Raw genomic sequence first — 22272 nt, forward strand, 5'->3', positions numbered from 1 at the left:
CTGGCCGCGCGCAGCGACGCGGCGGCGTTCGCGGCGGTCGGCGCGACGCTGGGTGGCCTGGCGGTGCTGGCGCCGGCGGCGTTGCTGGGGGAGCGGGGCTGGAACCGGCTGCCGCTGGCGACCGCACGGCGCGTGATCGGCGCGCTGTTCCTGCTGGGGGCGGTTTGGCTCGGGTTGGGGGCGCTCAGGCTGATCTGAGATCAGCGCGACGCCACGTCCGTCGCGTCGGTCGGCGGCAAGCCCGCCTGCGTCGCCGCCACCGCCTCCGCCCGCTCCATCACCCGCAGGACGTTGCCGCCAGCGAGCTTGCCCATGTCGGCATCGCTCCAGCCGCGCCGCGCCAGTTCGGCGAACAGCAGCGGATAGGCGTCGACCCCCTTCATCGCCACCGGGCCCGTGCCCTGGATACCATCATAATCTCCGCCGAGACCGACCGAGTCGCGGCCGGCGACGCGGGCGATGTGCTCGACGTGGTCCGCCACCGTGGCGACCGTGACGCTCGGCTCAGGGTTCTGTGCGTCCCACCCGATCAGCGGCGCGGGCGCGCGCGCGCCATAGGTATCCGCGGGCACACCGGCCGACTTGGCGAAGGCGCTGCGCGCGCGGTCCCAGGCGCGCCACTGCGCCGACAAGAACGAGGGGTAGAAATTGACCATCACCACCCCGCCCTTCGCACCGATCGCGCGGAGCAGGTCGTCGGGGATGTTGCGCGGCGCATCGGCCAGCGCGCGTGCAGAGGAATGCGACGCGATCACCGGTGCGGCGGACACCGCGAGCACGTCGCGCAGCGTCGTGTCGGCGATGTGGCTGACATCGACGATCATGCCCAGCCGGTTCATCTCCGCCACCACCTGCTTGCCGAAGGGCGAAAGGCCGCCGGCGCGCACCACGTCGGTCGAGCTGTCGGCCCAGTTCAGGCTGCGCCCGTGCGTCAGCGTCAGGTAGCCGACGCCGAGCGCCTTGAACTGGCGCAGCACCGACAGGCGGCCGTCGATCATGTGTCCGCCCTCGACGCCGATCAGCGAGGCGATGCGGCGCTCCCGTTGCAGACGGCGGATGTCGGCGGCGGTGGTCGCCAGGCCGAAGACGCGCGGGTGCGCGGCGACGACCCGGCGCACCACGTCGATCTGCTCCAGCGCCATCTCGACGCCCCGCGGCCCGGTGACGTCGGCGGGGATCCACACCGACCAGAACTGCGCGCCGACGCGACCCTTTTTCAGCCGTGGGACGTCGGTCTGCAACGGACGCGGCAGCGCGGACGTGTCGCGCGTCAGGTCGGTGGCCTCGACCCGGCCCTCCTGCGCCTCGCGCAGCTCCCAGGCGAGGTCGTTATGCCCGTCGATCACCGGCTGACGCGTAAGCACGCGGTCGACGCGGGTGGCAGTCGCGGGGTCGGCGGACTGGGCGAGCAGGAGCAGGGCGAGGATCATGGCAGCGAAGTTGTCGAAGTTGCCGGGATCGCTCTCCATTCGCGCGCCGCGACCGAACTGAGTGGGAGTAGAGCCATGGCGCAGGATAATCAGCTTTGCCCGTGTAGGACAGCCCCAAGTGAAGCGGCTGCGAAGCCGTTGCCGGCCCGCCGATCCCATGCCAGATTGACCCGCTCCCCTCCCCGCACAGGGTCGCCCATGCGCCGCATCGCTCCCATCGCCGCCCTGCTCCTCGCGGGTGCGGCTGTCGCTCAGACCGGCACCCCCGTTATCTCGGTCGAAACGCTGAAGACGGTGACGCAGACGCTGTCCTCCGACGCTTACGAGGGCCGCGCGCCGACCACGCCGGGCGAGGACAAGACGGTCGCGTACCTGATCGAGCGGTTCAAGGCGGCGGGGTTGCAGCCCGGCAACAAGGGTTCGTGGACGCAGGACGTGCCGATGGTGGAGATCACCGCCGGCGACGTGGCGCCGCTGACCTTTACCGGCGGCAAGACGCCTGTGACGATGGCGTACCGGACCGACATGGTCGCGGGCACCTATCGTACCGTGCCGTCGATCAGCATCGCCAACTCAGCCGTCGTGTTTGTCGGCTATGGCATCACCGCACCCGAAAAGGGGTGGGATGACTATGCCGGCGTCGACGTGCGCGGCAAGACGGTGGTGATCCTGATCAATGATGCGGACTGGCAGACAAAGGCGTCGGGTACCCGCGCGGGACCGTTCGAGGGCCGGGCGATGACCTGGTACGGACGCTGGCCGTACAAGTTTGAGAACGCGGCTAAGCATGGCGCCGCCGCCGCGATCATCGTCCACGAGACGGAGCCCGCCGCGTACGGGTGGCCGGTGGTGCAGTCGAGCTGGACCGGGCCGCAGCTCCAACTGGACGAGACCAGCGGCCCAACAAGCCAGGTGGTCGGGTGGATGCAGCAGGGCAAGGCGCGCGAGCTGTTCGCGAGCGCGGGCAAGGATTTCGCGAGGCTGTCGGCGGCGGCGAAGGTCAAGGGGTTCAGGGCCGTGCCGCTGGGCGTCGCGATGTCGGCGGGGTTCACCAACACGATCCGGCGACAGGCGTCGAAGAACGTCATCGGCGTGCTGCCCGGCACCACCGCCAGGAACGACCATGTCCTCTATTCAGCGCATTGGGATCATCTCGGCCGGTGCGACGCGGTCGCGGGTGACGACATCTGCAACGGCGCGCTCGACAACGCCACGGGCACGGCGGGGCTGGTCGCGCTGGCCGAGGCGCATGCCAGGGCGGGGCCGGCGAGGCGCAGCCTGGTGTTCCTGGCGGTGACGGCCGAGGAGTCGGGGCTGCTCGGATCGAAATACTATGCCGAGCACCCGGTGTTCCCGCTCGGGCGGACAGTGGGCGGCGTCAACATGGACGGGCTGAACGTCGACGGACGCGCGCGCGATTTCGTGCTGACGGGGGCGGGCAAGTCGCAACTGGAGGATCTGGTGCGCCCGATCGTCGCCAGCCAGGGCCGCCGCATCAGCCCGGAGCCGACGCCGGAGCGCGGCTTCTATTACCGGTCCGATCATTTCTCGTTCGCGAAGCTGGGCGTGCCGATGCTGTACGGCGAGTCGGGGCAGGATCTGGTTGCAGGCGGGGCGGCGGCAGGCAAGGCGGCGGCCGAGGACTATGTCGCCAACCGCTATCACAAGCCTTCGGATCATTATGACCCCAGCTGGAACTGGGCAGGGGCGGTCGAGGATCTGCGCATATTCTACGCGCTCGGGCGCAAGCTGGCGGACGAGCCGGGGTCGTGGCCGAACTGGTATCCGAGCGCGGAGTTTCGTGGCGTTCGGGACAAGAGCCGGGCGGGGACGAGGTAAAATCCTCCCCGTTCACGCGGAGGTGGCGCGCGGCGATAGCCGCGTGACGGAGGGGGCTCTCGACGGGATCACCCCCCCGGCCAGCCCCCTCCACCATCGCCGCTACGCGACGACGGGCCCCCTCCCCGTCCCGGGGAGGATTGAGTAAGGTGGTCCGATGACCCTCCCCCCACCCCCCGAATGGGCGCCGCATGCCGCCGTGTGGATCGGCTTTCCTAGCCATCCCGAGCTCTGGGCCGACGACCTGGACGAAGCGCGCGACGAGGTGGTGGCATTCGCGCGCGCGGTGCATGCCGAGGGACGCGGGGAGCGCGTGCTGCTGGTCGCCGCCGATGCCGAGGCGGCGAAGGCGGCGCACAGGATGGCGCCGTTCGCCAAGGTCATCGTCGAGCCGTTCGGCGACATCTGGCTGCGCGACACCGGGCCGATCGTCGGCGGCGACAGCGTGGCGCGGCTGTTCCGCTTCAACGGCTGGGGCGGCAAGTACGATCTGCCGGGCGACGGCAGCGTCGGCGCGGGGCTTGCGCGCGGACGCGGGCTGAAGGCGACGACGCACGACTGGGTGCTGGAGGGCGGCGCGCTCGACGGTGACGGGACGGGAACGGTGGTGACGACGCAGCAATGCCTGCTCCACCCCAACCGCAACGGCCTGGTGCCGCAGGCCGAGATCGAGGCGCGGCTGGCGGCGGACCTGGGCTACACAAAGGTTGTCTGGCTTGGGGAGGGGCTGCTCAACGATCACACCGACGGCCATGTCGACAATCTCGCGCGCTTCGTGGCACCGGGTGTGGTCGCGATCCCGGAGGCGGCGGAGAACGACCCGAACTGGCAGGTGTACCAGCACGCAAAACGCGACGCGCTGGCGGGCGGACTGGAGGTGGTGGCCATTCCCTCGCCCGGCCGAGTGCTTCGCGACGAGCAGATCGTGCCGGCGAGCTACATGAACTTCTACATCGGCAATGCAGGCGTCGTGGTGCCGCTATACGGCGCGCAGAATGACGCGGCTGCGGTGGCGGCGATCGGCGCGCTGTTCCCCGGGCGCGATGCGGTGGGCCTGCGCGCGGATGCCATCCTGACGGGGGGCGGGAGTTTCCACTGCATCTCGCAACAGCTGCCGGCTTAGCTCCCCTGCCGCTTGCGGGAGGGGCTGGGGGAGGGCATGTCACGCCGCCCTACATTTCCTCCCCTAGCCCCTCCCGCAAGCGGGAGGGGGACAGCAAGGCACCATGACCCAGATCACCGTAGCTGCGCTGCAACTCGGCTTCACCCCCGACCTCGAGCGCAACATCGCCAACGTCTCGCGGCTGGTGCGGGAGGCCGCCGCGCAAGGCGCGCAGGTGATCCTGCCGCCGGAGCTGTTCGAGGGCGAGTATTTCTGCCGGGTCGAGGACGAGGGGCTGTTCGCCCAGGCACACCCCGTGACGGAGCACCGTGCGGTGCTCGCAATGCAGGCGCTCGCGGCGGAACTGCGCGTCACCATCCCGACCAGCTTCTTCGAGGCGGACGGGCCGCATCATTACAATTCGCTGGCGATGATTGGGCCGGACGGCGCGGTGCAGGGCGTGTACCGCAAGAGCCACATTCCCGATGGGCCGGGCTATGAGGAGAAGTTCTATTTTCGCCCCGGAAACACCGGGTTCAAGGTATGGCCGGGCGCTGGAACGACACTCGGCGTCGGCGTGTGCTGGGACCAATGGTATCCCGAAACCGCGCGCGCAATGATGCTGATGGGGGCGGAGGTGCTGTTCTACCCCACCGCGATCGGATCGGAGCCGCACGACACGTCGCTCGACACCGCGCGGCTGTGGCGGCGCGCGATGGTGGGACATGCGGTGTCGAACGTGGTGCCGATCGTCGCCGCCAATCGTGTCGGAACGGAGCACGGCCAGACCTTCTACGGCACCAGCTTCATCGCCGACGAGCGCGGTGATATGCTCGCCGAGCTGGGGCGCGAAGAGGAGGGTGTGATCGTCGCCACGCTCGACCTCGCACGGGTGAAGCGCCACCGCGCGGCGTTCGGGTTCTTCCGGGACCGGCGGCCGGAGCTGTACGGGCGGCTGGTGCAGGACGTCTAATCCTCCCCCGCAGGGGGGGGGGATTTTCAGCCCGCCGCCCGCGCGCGCCCGATGAACGACGCGGTCAGCTCCGGTTGCGTGATCGGCAGCATGTGGCCGCCGTCGGTCAGCTCCAGCCGCGCGCCGGCGATCTCGCCCACCGTCTGTTCGCCGTGGCGGCGATAGTCGAGCAGATTGTCCTCGCGCGCGTAGAGGATCGACACCGGCAGCTGCAGCTCGCCGTAGCGCGCGGCGATGGCGGTCATCTCGGCACCCGCGGCCTGAAGTTCGAACATCGCGGCATAGACGTTGCCGGGCCGCATCGCGAGCAGGCCGCCGCCCTTGATCGCGAAGTCATCCGGCACCGGCTCGGGGGCGAACACCGCCTTGGTCGTGGCCTTCCCCGTCAGCGCTCCCACGGGCACGGCGACGAGGTTCGCGATTGCCCCGCGCGCGACCTTTGACGTGCCACCTGCCGCCAGCCCCTTGAACGCGGCCGGCACCTCGGTCTGCGGCTGCGTCAACGGCGCGATCAGCGCCAGGGCGGAGACGAGACCCGGATGATCGAGCGCCAGCGACAGCGAAATCGCCCCGCCGAGCGAATGGCCGACCAGCAGCGGCCGCTCCAGCCCAAGCTTGCGGATCGCGGCGGCGATGAAGTCCGCCTGCGCCTTCAGTCCCGGCTCGTCGCCTGCGACCGTGCTGTAGCCTGAGCGCGGGCGGTCGATCAGGATCAGGCGGTGGCCCGGCAGCCGATCGGTCAGCGCATAGCTGAAATTGCGCAGCTGCCCGCCCAGCCCGTGAATCAGGACGATCGCCGGACCCTCACCGATGTCGAGGTAATGCAGCCGCGCACCCTCGATATCGATGAACTTGCCGTCGGCCGGCACCTGTGCCTCCGCGCGCCTGCCGATGAACTGCGAGAACAGCGCCAGCCCCGCGCCGACCGCCGCCGCGCCGACGCCAACCGCCGTCCAGTTACGCTTCGCCATCCGATTCACCTTTTATCTGAGCCTCCAGAGCGAGCGGTGAACGCGCAAGTTCCCCCCGCACCGCCAGGGCGCGCGCGAACACCGCCTCGAACATCGGCACCGTCAGCTTGCCGGTGTTCTGATTGTAGCGCGAGCAATGATAGCTGTTCAGCAGCACGCGCCCATCCGGCAGGGCGTGTTCGGCAAGGTGCCCGAACCTGGCCCTGCTCGGCCGCAGTCCCAGCGCGCGGGCGGCCGAGTCGTGCGCGATCTGCCCCAGCGCGACGAACACGCGGACTTGCGGCAGCGCGGCGAGCGGCGCCTCCAGGAACGGACGACAGGTGCGGATTTCCTCCGGCGTCGGCTTGTTGGCGGGCGGCAGACAGCGCACCGCGTTGACGATCACCGAGCCGGTCAGCCGCAGGTCATCGCTCGGGTCGGCGGCGTAGGTGCCGGTCGCCAGCGCGTGCTTCAGCAGCGTCGCGAACAGCAGCTCGCCCGCGAAGTCGCCCGTGAACGGCCGCCCCGTCCGGTTGGCGCCGTGCTTGCCCGGCGCCAACCCGATCACCGCCAGCCACGCGCCTCGGTCGCCCCAGGCGGGCACGGGTGCGTTCCACCAGCCGGGATGATCCTGCCGGCATTGCTCGCGGAAGGCGACCAGCCGCGGACAGCGGGGACAATCGGGTGACGGCTCTGTTTCGGGGAGGGTCGAGAACATTCCAGGTCACTGCCGCTCACTTCGAGCGAAGTCGAGAAGCGTTGACGGTGTCTGGACTTCGCTCGACACGAACGGGGTGAGTACACTCTATCTGATCGCGCTCGGCAGCAATCGGCGTGGACGTCACGGCGCGCCTCGCGAGGAGATCGCGGCGGCAGCCGCGGCGCTCGGCGCGCGCACGATGTCGGCGGTGATCGTCAGCGCGGCGATCGGGCCATCGATCCGCCGCTTCGCCAACGCGGTGGCGATCGTCGACAGCGACCTGAACCCGCCCGCGATGTTGGCGTTGTGCAAGACGATCGAGCGACGTTTCGGGCGGCGGCGCGGGCGACGCTGGGGAGCGCGGGTGGTCGATCTGGACCTGATCCTGTGGTCGGGCGGGACGTGGCGTTCGCCGGGACTGACAGTGCCACACCCCGAGTTTCGCCAGCGGCAATTCGTGCTTGAGCCGCTGGTGCAGGTTGCCCCCGACTGGCGTGATCCAGGTAGCGGCCTGACCCTGCGCCAGCTGCTCGCGCGGTTGACCCGGTCCCGCCCCGTGCCTAGGTCGCCGTCGCGCTGGTGATCGCTTGCCAGCGTACGTTGGCGGGGTCCGTAGCTCAGTTGGTAGAGCAAGCGACTTTTAATCGAGAGGTCCCGGGTTCGAGCCCCGGCGGACCCACCAGCGCCACTTCGGCGAATTCAGCCCTAACGTCGCGCTAACCCTCTTTGTCGGGAACGACGTAGCGGTTCGTGCGCTAGGGCCGACGCGAGGGGCGGAAATGATCGACGATAACATGGCTCAGGTCGCGCGCGCACGGCCGCGCCGCAAGCTGTTCCAGCCGGCCGAGCTGGACGTGGGGGGCGGTCGACGGCGCGTGCACGTGCTCGACCTGTCGGAGACGGGTGCGCAGGTGAACGGCGTGAACCCCCCGGCGCTCGGCAGCTTCGTCAGTCTCTGCGTCGGCGAGGTCCGACGCGCGGCCCGGGTGGCGTGGGTGCGCGGGCAGCGGTTCGGGGTCACATTCGTGATGCCGCTGACGGCGAATGAGGTGGGCGCCGTGCTGGTGATCGGCACGCGCGCCGGCTGACCGTCGCGTCAGACGGAGGCGAGCAACCGCCTGGCGGCCTTCAGGTGCGGCGCATCGACCATGCGGCCGTCGAGCTGCAGCGCGCCCGCGTCCGGATCGGCCGCGAACAGCGCCACCACACGGCGCGCATGGGCGAGTTCCTCGTCGGATGGCGTAAAGGCGGCGTTGATTACCTGCACCTGCGCCGGGTGGATCGCCATCATGCCGGCGAAGCCATCGCGCCGACCCCGCGCGGCATAGGCGGCCAGCCCCGCCTCGTCGCGGAAATCCGGATACACCGTCTCGATCGCCGGCACCCCGGCCGCATGTGCGCCGAACAGCGTCAGCGACCGGGCGAGCTGGTATGGCGCGGTGTAGCTGCCGTCCGCCTCGCGCGCGGTGGACGCACCAATCGCGGCCGGCAGGTCCTCCGCGCCCCAGGTCAGGCCGGCTAGATGCCCGGCCGCCTGCGCGTAGCTGCCGAGCTGGAACATCGCGGCAGGGGTCTCGGTCGCGACAGGCAGGATCGGGACGCCTGGCGCCTTTGCCGCCAGCGCCGCGATGCTGACCGCACCTTCCGCCTTGGGCAGCATCAGCCCGTCGGGACTGCCCGAGAGCGTCGCCGTCAAATCGTCGTCGATCAGACCGGAGTCGAGCGGGTTGACGCGGACGAAGAGCGGCAGCGTCCTCTCCCCATTCAGATAGGCCGCCACCGCTGCCCGCGCTTCGGCCTTGCGTGCGGGCACGACCGAGTCCTCCAGATCGAGGATCAGCGCGTCCGCGCCCGAAGCCGCCGCCTTGACGAAGCGATCCGGTCGATCGCCGGGCACGAACAGCAGCGACCGCAGCCTCATGTACGTTCCGCCAGCTTGCGCTCCCAGGCAAGCGCGTCGGCGACGATCGTGTCCAGGTCGGCGCGCGCGGGCCGCCACGGCAGCGCGGCCAGGATGGCGCGGTTGTCCGCGATCAGCTCGGCGGGATCGCCGGCGCGGCGCGGCTCCAGCCGGCGCTCCAGCTTCAGGTTCGTGACGCGATCGACCGCATCGAGCACCTCCAGCACGGAGAAGCCACGGCCGTATCCGCAGTTGAGCGTGTGGCTCTGCGCCGGTTCGGCCACCAGCAGCGCCAGCGCCGCGACATGCGCCGCCGCCAGGTCGGCGACATGGATATAGTCGCGCACCCCCGTGCCGTCGCGGGTCGCGAAGTCGGTGCCGAACACCGACACGGCGTCGCGCTTGCCGGTCGCCGCCTCGACCGCGATCTTGATCAGATGCGTCGCCCCGACGGTCGACTGGCCGGTGCGTCCCTGCGGGTCCGCGCCGGCGACATTGAAATAGCGCAAGGCGGCAAAGTTGATCGGATGCGCGGCGGCGACATCGCGCAGCATCGCCTCCGTCATCAGCTTCGACGTGCCATAGGGGTTGATCGGCACGGTCGGATCGCCCTCCGCGACGGGCACCTTGTCAGGCGTGCCATAGGTCGCCGCCGTCGACGAGAAGATGAAATGCGGCACGCCCGCCATCACCGCGCTCTCGATCAGCGCGCGGCTGGCGGCGGTGTTGTTGCGGTAATATTTCAGCGGGTCGCTGACCGACTCCGGCACCACCACCGAACCGGCAAAGTGCATGATCGCTTTGACCTCATGCTCGCGCAGCACGTCTGGCATGGCAGGGTCGGCGACGTCCAACTCGATCAGGGTGGCGCGCGCGTCGACCGCCCAGGCGAAGCCGGTGACGAGGTTGTCGACCACCACCACCTCATAGCCCGCATCGAGCAGCGCCAGCACCGCGTGGCTACCGATATAGCCCGCGCCGCCCGTGACCAGAACCTTGCCGTCCAGCATCATGCCTCCACACCAACCACCTGTTCAACGAACGAGGTGGCATGCGGTTACCGGCTTCCTACATGGGGAGCAAAGGAGCGTGCACATGACGGAATATGTAACGGTCGCGGGCGGTTGCTTCTGGTGCACCGAAGCGGTGTTCAAGGACGTGATCGGCGTCGAGAGCGTGGAGAGCGGCTATATCGGCGGCCATGTCGCCGATCCGACCTATCGCGCGGTGTGCGAGGGCACGACCGGCCATGCCGAGGCGATCCGCATCGGCTATGATCCGGCGCAGCTGAGCCTCGCCGATCTGCTCGACATCCACTTCGCGACGCACGACGCGACGCAGCTGAACCGGCAGGGCAACGACGTCGGCACGCAATACCGGTCCGCTATCTTCCCTGCCACGGCCGAGCAGGATGCCGAGGCAAGGGCGGCGATCGCGCGTGCGCAGGCGAACTCGCCCAAGCCGATCGTGACGACCATCGAGGATGATTCGACCTGGTATCCAGCCGAGGGCTATCATCAGGATTATTGGCAGAGTTCCGGGCGGTCGAACCCGTATTGCATGGCGGTGATCCCGCCCAAGCTGCAGAAGCTGCGCAAGAGTTTCGCCGCGCGGACGAAGTCGCTGGCGACGGCCTGACCTAGGGGCGATACGCCGCGCGTCGCAGCCGGTCGTTGATCGCTTCGCCGATGCCGTCCTCCGGGACTGGCGCAACCGCGATCTTCGTGCGCGCGCTCGCGTCGGCGCGGTGAAGGGCGGTGAAGAGGCGGGCGGCGGCTCCGGTGAGGTCGCCGGTGGCGGATAGCGTGTCGTCGCCGGCAACCGCGCCGAAGCCGATCAGCCATTCGTCCGGAGCGGCCGTGGTGGCGTTCAGGCGTAGCGGTTTGTTCGGGGCGTAGTGGGAGGCGAGCTGGCCAGGCGCCGTCACCTTTTCCGGCAGCAAGCCCCTCCCCGGCGGAAGCCGGGGCCCAGTCGGCCGCGCCGGCGGGAAGGCGCCGGACCTCGATCCCGAGGTCGGACCTGGGCTCCCGCTTTCGCCGGGGAGGAGCAGACGGGTCGGTACGCTCTCCAGAACCATCGCGATCATTGCTTGCGTGATTGGCCCGGGCCGCAGCACCTCGTCCCCGGCGACGATCGTCGACTCCACGCCCGCCGGGCACTCGCCGTCGTCGACGATCAGCGGCACCGCCGCGCCCAGGCTCGCGGCCACATGCGCCGCGCAGGTCGGGCTGATGCCGCCGCTGCGATTGGCCGATGGCGCGGCGAGCGGCGTGCCCGTCGCCTCCAGCAGCGCGCGCATCGCGCGGTGCGCGGGCACGCGGATCGCCACCGTGTCCAGCCCGGCCGTCACCGCCGGCGCGAGCCGGGCATCGGCGTGTACGGGCAGCACCAAAGTCAGCGGCCCCGGCCAGAACGCTGCCGCCAGCGCCTCCGCCCGCTCGTCGAACACCGCCAGCCTGCGCGCCGCCGCAATGTCGAGCACATGCACGATCAGCGGGTTGAAGCTCGGCCGGCCCTTGGCGGCATAGATGCGAGCGACCGCATCGGCGCGCATCGCATCCGCCGCGAGGCCATAAACCGTCTCCGTCGGCACCGCGACGACCTGCCCGTTCGCGATCAGCCGCGCCGCCTGTTCAAGCGCGTTATCGCCAAAGGGGAGGATGGTTGGTCCGGCCATGCGCGCCCGCTATAGGCGCGGCGTTCCTTGGAGAGAAACTCATGCCGTTTTCCGCGCCGGTCGCCGAGCAGCGCTTCGTGCTGGAGCAGGTGGTGCACCTGCCGGAGCTTGCCGCCACCGAACGCTTCGCCGCCGCGACGCCCGACGTGATCGACGCGGTGCTCGACGGTGTCGGCGCGTTCGCGGCGGGCGAATGGGCCCCGCTCGCGCGCATCGGCGACACGGTCGGCGCGAAATGGACGCCCGACGGCGTGCGGATGCCTGAGGGCTATGCCCGCGCCTACAAGGATTATGTCGACGGCGGTTGGGGCACGATCGGTGTCACGGAGGAATGGGGCGGCCAGGGGCTGCCCTTCGCGGTGCAGACGGCGGTGCTGGAGAGTCTGGGCGCGGCGAACATGGGCTTTGCGCTGTGCCCGACGCTGACCGTCGGCGCGATCGAGGCGCTCGCACACCACGGCTCACCCGAACAGCAGGCGCTGTACCTGCCCAGGCTCGCCACGGGCGAGTGGACGGGGACGATGAACCTGACCGAGCCGCAGGCGGGCAGCGATGTGGGCGCGCTGCGCGCCACCGCCACGCCGCGCGGTGATGGCAAGTGGAGCATCAAGGGGACGAAGATCTACATCTCGTTCGGCGACCACGACATGGCGCCGAACATCGTCCACCTGGTGCTCGCGCGCACGCCCGACGCACCCCCCGGAACGCGCGGGATCAGCCTGTTTCTGGTGCCGAAATACCGGCTCGACGCTAGCGGTGCGCCGGAGGCGTTCAACGACGTCACCGTGGTCTCGATCGAGCACAAGATGGGGCTGCACGCCTCGCCGACCTGCGTGCTGTCATTCGGCGATCATGACGATTGCATCGGCGAGCTGATTGGCCCCGAGCATGGCGGGATGCGCGCCATGTTCACGATGATGAACAACGCGCGCCTCAACGTCGGGTTGCAGGGCGTACAGGTGGCCGAAGGTGCGACGCAGGCGGCGGTCGCCTATGCGCTCGACCGCGTGCAGTCGGCGCGCGCGGGGTCCGCAAGTCGCGAGTCGGTCAAGATCGTCGAGCACCCCGATGTACGCCGCATGCTGCTACGCATGAAGGCGCAGACACAGGCCGCGCGCGCGCTGGTCTACTATGCCGCGGGGCAGGTCGATCGCGCCGGGCTGGGGGACGCCGCCGCGAAGAACCGGCTGGAGATCGTCACCCCGCTCGCTAAGGCCCACGGCACCGATCTGGGCAACGAGGTCGCGAGCCTCGGCATCCAGGTCCATGGCGGCATGGGCTATGTCGAGGAAACGGGCGCGGCGCAGTTCTTCCGCGATGCCCGCATCACGCCGATCTACGAGGGGACCAACGGTATCCAGGCCGCCGATCTGGTCGGGCGCAAACTGGGGCTGGACGGCGGCGCTGCGTTTGCCAGCCTGATCGCCGACATGCGCGCCGAGGTCACCGGCGACGAGTTGCTGACGCTGGTCGAGACCTGCGACGTGATCGGTCAGCGGCTGGCGGGCGCGGGCCATGACGACCGGCTGGCGGCGAGCTATCCGTTCCTGACGATGCTGTCGGTCGCGGTGTGCGGCTGGTTGATGGAACGGCAGGGACGCGCGGCCGGAAACGGCGATTTCGGCCGCATGAAACAGGCCTGCGCGCGCTTTTACGTCGAGCAGATCGTGCCGGAGGCGCTCGGCCTGCGCGCGGCGGCGACGGCCAGCGCCGAAGTGCTGTACGCGGTCGAGGCGGAGGTGCTGGCGACGTGAAATCCTTCCCGTTCGCGGGGAAGTGGCGCGCCGAAGGCGTGACGGGGGAACTCTCCCCAAGCGCAGCGCCGGTGGCCCGTCCCCCGCCAACCCTCGGCTGCGCCGAGAGTGTCGGGTCGGTCATGCACCCGGCATGACCTTGGATTGCCGGGGGCGATCCAACCCGGCACTCCCCCTCCCCCTAAACTGGGAGGATTGCAGAAGGCAGCCCATGTTCGACCTCGACGCCTATCTCTCCCGCATCCAGCTCCCCGCCCGCGTCACGCTCGACGCCGAAGGCCTGCAACGCCTGCAACGCGCGCATCGGCTGGCGATCCCGTTCGAGAACCTCGACGTGGCCCTCGGCCGGGCGATCGCGATCGACACAGATGCGGTGTTCGCCAAGCTGGTGACCGCGAGGCGCGGCGGCTTCTGCTTCGAGCACAACCGGCTGTTCGGGGACTCGCTGGCAGCATTGGGCTTCGCCGCACGCCCGCTGCTGGCGCGAGTCTGGCTGAACGCGACCGCGACGCCGCCGCTCAACCACGCCGCCACGCTGGTGACCATCGAGGGGCAGGACTGGCTCGCCGATGCCGGGTTCGGCGGCAGCTACTCGCCCGCGATGCCGCTGGTCGACGGAGCCGAAAGCAGCGCGCCCGACGGCGCGCGGTTCCGGCTGGAGAAGGACGCCGAGCTTGGCTGGCAGTTGTTGCGCGACGGACCGGCGGCGACATCAGACGGCCGCAGCGCCGGACCGGGCTGGCAGCGGCAGTACAGCTTCACGCTGGACGAGGTCGGGGACGACGACCTCGCAGCGGGTAATGCATGGGCCTGCACCTCGCCAGACAGCCGCTTCACGCGGCTGGCCGTCGTCAGCCTGCCACTGCCGGCCGGCTTCGCCAGCCTGACCGACCGCCTGTACCGTCGCCGTGCCGGCGACACCCAGACCGAGAGCGAGATCACCGACCCGCGCGTGTATCGCCTGCGGCTCAGCCTGATGTTCGGGATCGACCTGACGGGGGAAGAAGTAGCGGCGCTGGGGCTGTTCTAAATCCTCCCCGTGAACGGGGAGGATTTCAGACCCGCTCGCGTTCCAGCAAGTCCGCCGCATCCAGCCCCAACAGCTCGATGTACCCGCGTATCCTGGGCCAATGCTGGTCGACGAACTGCGCGCGTTCGGTGACGCGCAGGCGTTCGGCGGCGCCCGGCAGCACGAACATGCCGACGCCGCGCCGCACCTCGACATAGCCGTCGTCCTGAAAGCTCTGATAGGCCTTTGCGACGGTCAGCGGATTGGCCCCGTGCTCGGCGGCGAGCGCGCGTACCGAGGGCAGCTGATCGCCCGCGCGAAAATCGCCGCGCAGGATCCCCGCCGCGATCGTCGCACGCAGTCGCAGGTACACCGGGCTGTCGCCGTCGATCACCATGCGCACGCTGCTGCTGTCATGGTGCGCTAATACAGCAAAGGAGCGACTAGTCGAGTCCGCGCCAGGCGCTGACCACCGCGTCGATGGGCGGACGGGGGCGCTCCTCCAGCGCTCGCAACGGCGTGCCGATGAAGACAAAGCCGACGATCCGCGCGCCGGGTCCGCCGAACGCGGCGCGGACCGTGTCCGAGAAGGCGGCCCAGCCGGTCAGCCAGCCGCCGGCATAGCCCATCGCGTGCGCAGCATGGAGCAGGTTCATGGTCGCGGCCCCGGCGGACAGCTCCTGTTCCCACACCGGCACCTTGTGATCTGGCACCGGCTGCGACAGCACCACGACCAGCGTCGGCGCCTGGTGGGCGAACGCGCGCGCGCTCGCCAGATCGCGCGGCTGCGCGCCCGGATTGTCGTGCGCATAGGCCCGCACCAGCAGGTCCCCGAACGCAGCCCGCTGCTCCAGGCCGATGGTGACGAACCGCCACGGCGCGAGCTTGCCGTGATCGGGCGTGCGCGCGGCGATGGCGAGCATCTGGTTCAGTTCCGCGTCACTCGGCCCCGGCTCGACAAGGTCGCGCGGTTTCCCCGAGCGGCGGGTCACGAGCGCTGAGAGGTAGGAGGAGCGGTCGTTGAACATGGGGCGCATGTAGCTTGCGGGCGCCCCGTTACTACCCTGAAGGCTGACTACTTCGCTACCCGCCCCTCCCCGGCGGAAGCCGGGGTCTATCCGCGGCGCGGCCGACTGGGCCCCGGCTTCGACCGGGGAGGCTGCAATATCCGGCCGCCGTTTGGGAGGATTTACACGCGCCAGCATGCCGTTAGGTTGACTCGACGATTTGGGGTTCGACCCGAGCAGGCAAGGGGTGAGTAGGCGTGAACTTCAAGAGCATGAGTCTGTGGACTGAAGGCGACTGGATCGCCGCCATCGCGGTGCTGGTGCTGGCTGGCTTCCTGGCGGTCGGCGTCAAGGTCGCGACGCAGCGTGAGCCGGAGTTCGCGGGCCACCCCAAGGGCCTGTACATGCTGTTCTTCGCCGAGATGTGGGAGCGCTTCTCCTACTACGGCATGCGCGCGATCCTGATCTTCTACCTGACGCAGCACTGGCTGTTCTCCGACAGCAAATCGACGCTGATCTATGGCGCGTACACCAGCCTGGTATACATCACGCCCGTGCTCGGCGGGTATCTGGCCGATCGTTATCTGGGCCAGCGCAAGGCGGTGGTGTTCGGTGGCCTCCTGCTCGCGGTCGGGCACAGCCTGATGGCGGTCGAGGGCGTCGGCGGTCAGGACGATCCGACGATCAACGTGTTCTGGGCGGCACTCGCCTTCATCATCGTCGGCTCGGGATTCCTGAAGGCCAACATCTCGGTGATGGTGGGCCAGCTGTACAAGCTGACCGACGTGCGCCGCGACGGGGCGTATACGATCTTCTACATGGGCATCAACGTGGGTGCGGCGATCGGCACGATCCTGGTTGCCTATCTGGGCCAGACGGTGGGCTGGGGCGTCGGCTTTGGCCTCGCCGGCATCGGCATGCTGGCGGGGCTGGTGGTGTTCGTGCTCGGCAAGCGCGCGTTGGGTGGCGCGGGCGAAGCCCCCAAGCCGCTGGCACGCAACCGCGAGCTGGCGATCTATGCGATCGGCATCGGCGCGGTGGCGGTGATCTGGGCGCTGATCCAGTATCAGGACGTGATCCAGACGCTGCTCGCGATCTCGGGCGTAGCACTGCTCGGCTATGTGTTGTTCGAAAGCTTCAAACTGCCCAAGGAGCCGCGCGAGCGCATGTTCGCGATCCTGTTCCTGATCGCGCTCAATCCGTTGTTCTGGGGGCTGTTCGAGCAGGCGGGCGGGTCGATGAACCTGTTCACCGACAAGTTCGTCGATCGTGGCGGCGTGCCGTCGGGCATCTTCCAGTCGATCAATCCGATCTACATCATCCTGCTGGCCCCCATCTTCGCCGGGCTGTGGCAATGGCTGGGGCGGCGCGGCAGCGAGCCGTCGGCCCCCGCCAAGTTCGGGCTGGCGCTGGTGCAGATGGGCCTGGCGAACCTGGTGCTGGTGTACGGCGCAGAGGCCTATGGCGTCGCGGCGATGACGCCGGTCATCCTGGTGTTCATGTACTATCTGCTCGCCACCATGGCCGAGCTGTGCCTGTCGCCGGTCGGGCTGTCGGCGATGAACCGGCTCGCGCCGAGCTACCTCGCGTCGCTGATCATGGGCGCGTGGTTCTACATGACCGCGGTCGGCAATTTCGTCGCGGGCAAGATCGGCGAGGCGACCGGCGGCGAGGGCGGCGCGATGAGCAAGCAGGGGCTGCTGGACGTGTACGAGATGTTCGGCTGGATCAGCATCGGCGTCGCGGTCGCGGTGCTGCTGGTGTCGCCGCTGGTGAAGAAGTTGATGCACCTCGACACGCTGCGCGATGCCGACGAGCTGGCAGGGCAGGCGGAGCTGGCGGAGCCGCAGGGGGCAGGCATGCACCCCGAGCGCGAGACGCGCTGATTACGGTCGCCGCCGTGATCGTCGCGGCGGTGGCATTCGTCGGCACGCACTTTCTGATGTCCCACCCGCTGCGTGCCGGCATGGTGCGTGCGCTGGGCGAGCGCGGGTTCCTGGGCGTCTACTCGCTGGTTTCGCTTGCAACGCTGATCTGGCTGGCGCTTGCCTATCGTGCCGCGCCGATGGAGCCATTGTGGTGGGCGCCGTCGGATCCGTTGTCGATCGTCGCTACGGTCGTCATGCTGGCCGCGAGCGTGCTGTTGATGGGTTCGCTGCTCGGCAATCCCGCGCTGCCGACCGGCGGCAAGGCGGCGGCGGTGCCTGCGGAAGCGAGCGGCGTGTTTGCGATCACGCGCCATCCGATGATGTGGGCGTTCGCGCTGTGGGCCGCCGTCCACCTCGCCGTCTACCCCGTCGCCCCGAACGCGGTCGTGACGATCGCCATTGGCGTGCTGGCGCTGGTCGGCGCGGCGATGCAGGACCGCAAGAAGGCGCGGGCACAGCCCGACAGCTGGCCGACCTGGCAATCACGCACCAGTTTTTGGCCCTTCGCCGCCATCGCTGCGGGTCGCGCGCGGTTCGGCGGGTTCCGGCCGCATGATCTGGCCGGCGGCGTCGTGATCTGGCTGGCCGCAACCTGGGCGCATGGACCGCTGTCCGGCTGGGCGGCCGGTATCTGGCGATGGATGTAGATATTCCCCTCCCGCTTGGGCGGAAGGGCTAGGGGACCGTCCACGGAGAAGTGGCTGATGTGACAGGCCCTCCCCCGACCCCTCCCGCTCCGGGCGAGGGGAGTTAGATCCGCACCATCCGCATGCCCCGCTCGCCATATCTCGGCCCCGCCGTGCCCCCAGCCGGGGCGGCGGCGTCCAGCTCCGCCAGGTCGCCCACCGTCAGCGCCAGCATCGGTGCGCCTAGCGAGTCGCGCATCGTCTGGCGGCGCTTGACGCCAGGGATGGGGACGATGCTCGGCCCCTGCGCGAGCAGCCAGGCCAGCGCGACCTGCGCGTTCGACACCCCATGCCGCGCGGCCACCGCCGCGACGGCATCGACGATCGCCAGGTTCGCCGGCATGTTCTCCGCCGAATAACGCGGGTCCTGCCGCCGCCAGTCGTCGGGCGCGAGATCGTCCAGCGAACGGATGCCGCCGGCCAGGAAGCCGCGACCCAGCGGCGAATAAGGCACGAAACCGATGTCGTTCTCCTTGCAAATCGCAAGGATCTCATCCTCCACCCCGCGTTCCCACAGCGAATATTCACTCTGCAGCGCTGCGATCGGGTGCGTCGCGACCGCACGGCGCAGCGTCTCCGGCCCGGCTTCGGACAGGCCCAGATGGCGGACCTTTCCCTCGCGCACCAGCTCCGCCATCCCGCCGACCGTCTCCTCGATCGGCACCTGTGGATCGACGCGATGCTGGTAGAACAGGTCGATCGTGTCGATGCCGAGCCGCCTGAGCGAGCCCTCGACCGACGCGCGTGCGTTGGCTGGTGAGCCATCCACGCCGACGATCTGGCCGCCGTCGAACTTGAAGCCGAACTTGGTGGCGATCACCAGGCCCTCGCGCCGCCCCTTGATCGCCTCGCCGACCAGCTCCTCGTTGGTGAAGGGGCCATAGATCTGCGCGGTGTCGAAGAAGGTCGCGCCCAGATCGATCGCCTCGCGGATGGTGGCGACACCCTCGTCGGGGCTCGCCTTGCCATAGGTGATGTTGCCGCCCGCCACCATCGGCATGCAGCCGATGCCGATCGCGGACACCTGGAACCGTTGCCCCAGCCAGCGCTTCATCATGATGGTGTCTCCAAAAGGGTCGGCTCGATGCCGTCGCTGTGCCGCGCCAGCGTGGCGGTCGCGGCCAGGTTCATGGATACGTTGCCCAAGGTACGGAAGATGTCGGGGATCGTCTCCACCGCGATCAACAGCCCGAGCGGCGCGAGCGGCACGCCCAGCGCGACGCACGGCGGCGCGACCGAAGCGAAGAAGGTCAGCTGCGCGGGCAGGCTGACGCTGCCGAGCGACACCAGCGCCGCGACCGCCACCGCCGCCGCCAGATTGGCGGGCTGGATCGGCACGTTGAACCAGTACGCGATATACACCGCGATCGCGACGTTCATCGCCGGCTGCGTCGCACGGAACATGGCGACGCCGATCGGCAGCGTGACGCCGGACACCTCCGTGCGGATGCCCAGCGCGCGCGCCGCCTCGATCATCGCCGGCAGCGTCGCGAGCGAGGATTGCGTGCTCGCGGCCACCGCCTGCGCGGGCAGGATGACGCGCCCGAAGCGCAGCGGGGACATTCCTGCACCGATGCCCGCCAGCACATAGGCGAGGAGGATGACGACGACACCGATCGCCGCGACCACCAGGATGTAGTGAACGAACGCACCGAGCGCCGCCGCGCCCGCGCGCGCGCCGACGACATAGGCGAGCGCGAAGACCCCGATCGGCGCGAGCTTCAGCACCCACTCGACCAGGATCAGCGAGGCGTCGCGGATTGCGGCGAAGAAGCGGACCAGCAGGTCGCGGCTCTCGGCCGACAGCCGGGTGATCGCGAACGCAAAGGCGAGCGTGAAGACGATCAGCGACAGCAGGGCGTTGCTCGCAGCGGCGGCGACCACGTTGGTCGGCACCAGCGTCGCGAAGAACTTGGACAAGGGCGGCGGCGGCTCGACTGGGGCGACGCCCGTCAGCGCACCGCGGAGCGCGGCGGCGGCGTCCGCCGGCACCGGAAACAGGTCGAGGATCAGCGGCGTGACGAGCGCCGCGATCGCGCCGGTGACGAACACGCCGGTGATGAACAGCGCGATGCCCCTCGCCGCGACCTTGCCGGCACTGGCGGCCTCGGCGGTCTGCGCGACGCCCGTGATGAGCAGCGCGGTGACGAGCGGGATCACCGTCATCTGCAGCCCCGCGAGCCAGGCATTGCCGATCGGCTCGGCGATCGCGGCGGTCGGCTCGACCGCGCCGGGGGCGAGGGCGGCGGTCGCGATCCCCGCGATCAGGCCCAGGAGCAGCGACAGAAGGATGCGGGTGGCCTGCGACATGCTCGCTCTTCGGTTGCGGCCGCGCTATCGCCGCCGGGAGTACACATAGCGCACTGGAAGTCGGCGTAATGGCAAGAAAATATTTCGGCACCGACGGGATTCGCGGGCTTACCAACACCAGCCCGATGACCGCCCAGATGGCGATGAAGGTCGGCATGGCGGCGGGCGCCTATTTCCTCCGCGGCGATCACAAGCACCGCGTCGTGATCGGCAAGGACACGCGGCTGAGCGGCTACATGCTCGAATCCGCGCTCGTGGCGGGGTTCACCAGCGTCGGCATGGACGTGGTGATGGTCGGGCCGATGCCGACCCCGGCGGTGGCGATGCTGACCCAGTCGATGCGCGCCGATCTGGGCGTGATGATCTCCGCCAGCCACAATCCGTATGCCGACAATGGTATCAAGCTGTTCGGTCCCGACGGGTACAAGCTCTCGGACGAGGCGGAGGCGGCGATCGAGGCACTGATCGACGGGGATGTGCCGCTCGCGCCATCCGGCCAGATCGGTCGCGCGCGCCGGGTCGAGGACGCGCAGGGCCGCTACATCCACTTCGCCAAGTCGACCTTTCCGGAAGACCTGCGCCTCGATGGCCTGCGCATCGTCGTCGATTGCGCCAATGGGGCGGCGTACAAGGTCGCGCCGTCGGCGCTGTGGGAACTGGGCGCCGACGTCGTCGCGATCGGCGTCGCGCCCAACGGCACCAACATCAACGACGGCGTCGGCTCCACCGCGCCGGCGACCTGTGCGGAGACGGTGGTGGCGTCGGGCGCGGACATCGGCATCGCGCTGGACGGCGACGCCGACCGGCTGATCGTGGTCGACGAGGGCGGCCGCGTGATCGACGGCGACCAGCTGATGGCGACGATCGCGGCGGGTTACGCGCAGCGGGGCGAGCTGCGCGGCGGCGGGCTGGTGGCGACGGTGATGTCGAACCTAGGCCTGGAGCGGCATCTGGAGGCGCAAGGGTTGGGGCTGGTGCGCACCAAGGTCGGCGATCGCCACGTGCTGGAGGCGATGCGCGGCCAAGGCTATAATGTCGGCGGCGAGCAGTCGGGGCACATCATCCTGTCCGATCACGGCACCACCGGCGACGGCTTGGTCGCCGCGCTGCAGATCCTCGCCGAGCTCAAGCGCGCTGGCGCGCCGGCGAGCGAGGTGCTGCACCGCTTCGACCCGCTGCCGCAGCTGTTGAAGAACGTCCGCTTCGCGGGCGGCAAGCCGCTGGAGGCGGAGGCGGTCAAGGCGTGCATCGCCGAAGCGGAGACGGAGCTGGCCGGTTGCGGTCGCCTCGTCATCCGTCCCTCGGGAACCGAACCGGTGATCCGCGTCATGGCCGAGGGCGACGACGCGGCGCAGGTGGAACGCGTGGTGAATCGCGTCTGCGACGCGGTGCGCGCCGCCGCTTGAACTATGTCGTGGAATGACGTGGACACCGGCATCGATGACGATGCCGGTGTCCGATCGGTCAGCGCCTGTCGGTGGGTGTGGTGTGGGTCGTGCGGTCGACGTCGACATGGACGTTGCGCTTGCGCGGGATGAGACCCGCCAACCCGAGCAGGCCAAGCAAGCCCCAAGGGAAGCGGTCATCGTCCTCGCGCTCGGTGGTGGTGTAGGCCGTGGACGTGTTGTCGACGGTCTGCGCCGACGCGATCGACGGCGAGATGCTGGCGAGAACCGCGGCACCGAGTACGGCCGTGAGCTTCTTCGAGTTCATTCTTAATCTCCTGAATTAGGTGAAAGCAGATCAAGTGCGGCCGGATTGCTCAGACGCGTGGGCGGCCGACGACGTGTTTCTCTTGGCGGCGCAGGCCAAGCAGGCCTGCAAGGCCAAGCAGGCCCAGCAAATCCCAGGGAAAGCCGTTGTCATCGGTTTGCCGCGTCTGCGTCTCCGGCATGACCTGCGTGTTGCTTTCCTGAGCCATTGCTGGCCCAGTTACGGCCACCGCCAGGGCCATGAGCATTATCGACGTGCGCTTCATGCATGATCCTCCCGTTCGCCGAGTAATTC

The 22272-nt window shown here is 69.3% G+C and carries 23 protein-coding genes, 1 tRNA gene and 1 pseudogene; 13 read left to right on the top strand and 12 right to left on the bottom strand.

Annotated elements, in window-relative coordinates; translation table 11 throughout:
- Positions 1 to 198, top strand: a pseudogene (locus JWN21_RS09330) (hypothetical protein); the annotation flags it as partial.
- A gap of 2 nt (positions 199 to 200) precedes the next feature.
- Here the strand turns inward: JWN21_RS09330 and JWN21_RS09335 are convergent.
- Positions 201 to 1469 (bottom strand): dipeptidase, encoded by a 1269-nt coding sequence (locus JWN21_RS09335; RefSeq protein ID WP_299648854.1) that lies wholly within the window; start codon positions 1467 to 1469, stop codon positions 201 to 203.
- Between the two features lie 159 nt (positions 1470 to 1628).
- Here JWN21_RS09335 and JWN21_RS09340 point away from each other — a divergent pair, with 159 nt between their 5' ends.
- The 3 genes from JWN21_RS09340 (at position 1629) to aguB (ending at position 5344) form a co-directional block, all read left to right on the top strand.
- A complete protein-coding gene (locus JWN21_RS09340; RefSeq protein WP_299648857.1) occupies positions 1629 to 3269 on the top strand; it encodes a M28 family peptidase in 1641 nt (546 codons plus the stop codon).
- A gap of 157 nt (positions 3270 to 3426) precedes the next feature.
- The gene (locus JWN21_RS09345; protein ID WP_299648860.1) at positions 3427 to 4392 is read left to right on the top strand and encodes an agmatine deiminase family protein; all 966 of its coding nucleotides are present in this window, start codon (positions 3427 to 3429) and stop codon (positions 4390 to 4392) included.
- 103 nt (positions 4393 to 4495) lie between these two features.
- A complete protein-coding gene (gene aguB, locus JWN21_RS09350) occupies positions 4496 to 5344 on the top strand; it encodes an N-carbamoylputrescine amidase (protein WP_299648863.1) in 849 nt (282 codons plus the stop codon).
- A 26-nt stretch (positions 5345 to 5370) separates the two neighbouring features.
- Here aguB and JWN21_RS09355 read toward each other — a convergent pair whose 3' ends face one another.
- A complete protein-coding gene (locus tag JWN21_RS09355) occupies positions 5371 to 6315 on the bottom strand; it encodes an alpha/beta hydrolase (protein ID WP_299648866.1) in 945 nt (314 codons plus the stop codon).
- The gene (locus JWN21_RS09360; RefSeq protein ID WP_299648869.1) at positions 6302 to 7012 is read right to left on the bottom strand and encodes a uracil-DNA glycosylase; all 711 of its coding nucleotides are present in this window, start codon (positions 7010 to 7012) and stop codon (positions 6302 to 6304) included. The genes JWN21_RS09355 and JWN21_RS09360 overlap by 14 nt, the downstream gene beginning before the upstream one ends.
- A gap of 76 nt (positions 7013 to 7088) precedes the next feature.
- Here JWN21_RS09360 and folK point away from each other — a divergent pair, with 76 nt between their 5' ends.
- From folK to JWN21_RS09375, 3 genes are all read left to right on the top strand, one after another.
- The gene (gene folK, locus JWN21_RS09365) at positions 7089 to 7577 is read left to right on the top strand and encodes a 2-amino-4-hydroxy-6-hydroxymethyldihydropteridine diphosphokinase (protein ID WP_299648872.1); all 489 of its coding nucleotides are present in this window, start codon (positions 7089 to 7091) and stop codon (positions 7575 to 7577) included.
- Between the two features lie 23 nt (positions 7578 to 7600).
- Positions 7601 to 7676: transfer RNA gene (locus tag JWN21_RS09370), tRNA-Lys, on the top strand.
- A 97-nt stretch (positions 7677 to 7773) separates the two neighbouring features.
- Positions 7774 to 8082 (top strand): PilZ domain-containing protein, encoded by a 309-nt coding sequence (locus JWN21_RS09375; RefSeq protein WP_299648875.1) that lies wholly within the window; start codon positions 7774 to 7776, stop codon positions 8080 to 8082.
- A gap of 8 nt (positions 8083 to 8090) precedes the next feature.
- On the opposite strand, the gene JWN21_RS09380 is transcribed toward JWN21_RS09375, so the two are convergent.
- Entirely contained in the window at positions 8091 to 8915 is an 825-nt protein-coding gene (locus tag JWN21_RS09380) for a CoA ester lyase (RefSeq protein ID WP_299648878.1), read from the bottom strand.
- Positions 8912 to 9904 (bottom strand): UDP-glucose 4-epimerase GalE, encoded by a 993-nt coding sequence (gene galE, locus JWN21_RS09385; protein WP_299648943.1) that lies wholly within the window; start codon positions 9902 to 9904, stop codon positions 8912 to 8914. Before galE ends, JWN21_RS09380 begins: the two co-directional genes overlap by 4 nt.
- An 85-nt stretch (positions 9905 to 9989) precedes the next feature.
- Between galE and msrA the strand changes: the two genes are divergently transcribed.
- Positions 9990 to 10532 carry a peptide-methionine (S)-S-oxide reductase MsrA gene (gene msrA, locus JWN21_RS09390; RefSeq protein ID WP_299648881.1) on the top strand — a complete coding sequence of 181 codons (543 nt, stop codon included), beginning with the start codon at positions 9990 to 9992 and terminating at the stop codon, positions 10530 to 10532.
- Between the two features lies 1 nt (position 10533).
- On the opposite strand, the gene JWN21_RS09395 is transcribed toward msrA, so the two are convergent.
- A complete protein-coding gene (locus JWN21_RS09395; RefSeq protein ID WP_299648884.1) occupies positions 10534 to 11571 on the bottom strand; it encodes an L-threonylcarbamoyladenylate synthase in 1038 nt (345 codons plus the stop codon).
- A gap of 41 nt (positions 11572 to 11612) precedes the next feature.
- Between JWN21_RS09395 and JWN21_RS09400 the strand changes: the two genes are divergently transcribed.
- Together JWN21_RS09400 and JWN21_RS09405 are read left to right on the top strand one after the other, a co-directional pair.
- Entirely contained in the window at positions 11613 to 13325 is a 1713-nt protein-coding gene (locus tag JWN21_RS09400) for an acyl-CoA dehydrogenase (RefSeq protein ID WP_299648887.1), read from the top strand.
- A gap of 211 nt (positions 13326 to 13536) precedes the next feature.
- Complete coding sequence (locus JWN21_RS09405) at positions 13537 to 14355, top strand: arylamine N-acetyltransferase (protein WP_299648890.1); 819 nt, start codon at positions 13537 to 13539, stop codon at positions 14353 to 14355.
- Positions 14356 to 14380: 25 nt separating this feature from the next.
- On the opposite strand, the gene JWN21_RS09410 is transcribed toward JWN21_RS09405, so the two are convergent.
- Positions 14381 to 14731, bottom strand: coding sequence for a GntR family transcriptional regulator (locus JWN21_RS09410; RefSeq protein ID WP_299648894.1), 351 nt, complete (start codon positions 14729 to 14731; stop codon positions 14381 to 14383).
- Between the two features lie 46 nt (positions 14732 to 14777).
- Complete coding sequence (locus tag JWN21_RS09415; protein ID WP_299648946.1) at positions 14778 to 15362, bottom strand: nitroreductase; 585 nt, start codon at positions 15360 to 15362, stop codon at positions 14778 to 14780.
- Positions 15363 to 15613: 251 nt separating this feature from the next.
- On the opposite strand from JWN21_RS09415, the gene JWN21_RS09420 reads away from it, so the two are divergent.
- A complete protein-coding gene (locus JWN21_RS09420) occupies positions 15614 to 17227 on the top strand; it encodes a peptide MFS transporter (protein WP_299648897.1) in 1614 nt (537 codons plus the stop codon).
- Positions 17228 to 17241: 14 nt separating this feature from the next.
- A complete protein-coding gene (locus JWN21_RS09425) occupies positions 17242 to 17916 on the top strand; it encodes an NnrU family protein (RefSeq protein WP_299648900.1) in 675 nt (224 codons plus the stop codon).
- 103 nt (positions 17917 to 18019) lie between these two features.
- On the opposite strand, the gene JWN21_RS09430 is transcribed toward JWN21_RS09425, so the two are convergent.
- A complete protein-coding gene (locus tag JWN21_RS09430; RefSeq protein WP_299648903.1) occupies positions 18020 to 19012 on the bottom strand; it encodes an aldo/keto reductase in 993 nt (330 codons plus the stop codon).
- Positions 19009 to 20265, bottom strand: a complete 1257-nt coding sequence (locus tag JWN21_RS09435; protein WP_299648906.1) for a cation:dicarboxylase symporter family transporter — start codon at positions 20263 to 20265, stop codon at positions 19009 to 19011. The genes JWN21_RS09430 and JWN21_RS09435 overlap by 4 nt, the downstream gene beginning before the upstream one ends.
- A gap of 68 nt (positions 20266 to 20333) precedes the next feature.
- Between JWN21_RS09435 and glmM the strand changes: the two genes are divergently transcribed.
- The gene (gene glmM / locus JWN21_RS09440) at positions 20334 to 21671 is read left to right on the top strand and encodes a phosphoglucosamine mutase (RefSeq protein WP_299648909.1); all 1338 of its coding nucleotides are present in this window, start codon (positions 20334 to 20336) and stop codon (positions 21669 to 21671) included.
- Positions 21672 to 21729: 58 nt separating this feature from the next.
- Here glmM and JWN21_RS09445 read toward each other — a convergent pair whose 3' ends face one another.
- Positions 21730 to 21978 (bottom strand): WGxxGxxG family protein, encoded by a 249-nt coding sequence (locus tag JWN21_RS09445; protein WP_299648912.1) that lies wholly within the window; start codon positions 21976 to 21978, stop codon positions 21730 to 21732.
- Positions 21979 to 22027: 49 nt separating this feature from the next.
- Complete coding sequence (locus tag JWN21_RS09450; RefSeq protein ID WP_299648916.1) at positions 22028 to 22243, bottom strand: WGxxGxxG family protein; 216 nt, start codon at positions 22241 to 22243, stop codon at positions 22028 to 22030.
- Between the last annotated feature and the right edge of the window lie 29 nt (positions 22244 to 22272).

Source organism: Sphingomonas bacterium, from assembly GCF_028292945.1.
Lineage (GTDB): Bacteria > Pseudomonadota > Alphaproteobacteria > Sphingomonadales > Sphingomonadaceae > Sphingomonas.